The sequence below is a fragment of the Streptomyces sp. HPF1205 genome, from assembly GCF_020400825.1.
Classification (GTDB): Bacteria; Actinomycetota; Actinomycetes; order Streptomycetales; family Streptomycetaceae; genus Actinacidiphila.
Genome location: NZ_JAINVH010000177.1, coordinates 1 through 265 on the forward strand (window position 1 = coordinate 1; position 265 = coordinate 265).

Genomic DNA, 265 nt, shown 5'->3' on the forward strand with positions numbered 1-265 from the left:
CCACCACACCATGAGCACGCCACAACTCCGCCAACCCCACCATCACCGCGAACAACACCGGCTGCACCACATCCACCCGCTCCAACGAGCCGTGACCCGTCAACACCTCCACCAACGACCAATCCGTATACGGCGACAAGGCAGCCGCGCACGCGTCGATCACGTCCCGGAACACCGGCTCCGACCCGTACAACTCCCCACCCATCCCCACCCACTGCGCACCCTGCCCCGGAAACACGAACACCCGCCGACCCACCGGACGGGC

1 protein-coding gene is annotated in these 265 nt (G+C 66.8%); it reads right to left on the reverse strand.

What is annotated here, in order from left to right:
• A partial coding sequence (locus K7G61_RS36185; protein ID WP_374204356.1) for an acyltransferase domain-containing protein occupies nucleotides 1-244 on the reverse strand: 244 nt, incomplete at its 3' end.
• Between the last annotated feature and the right edge of the window lie 21 nt (nucleotides 245-265).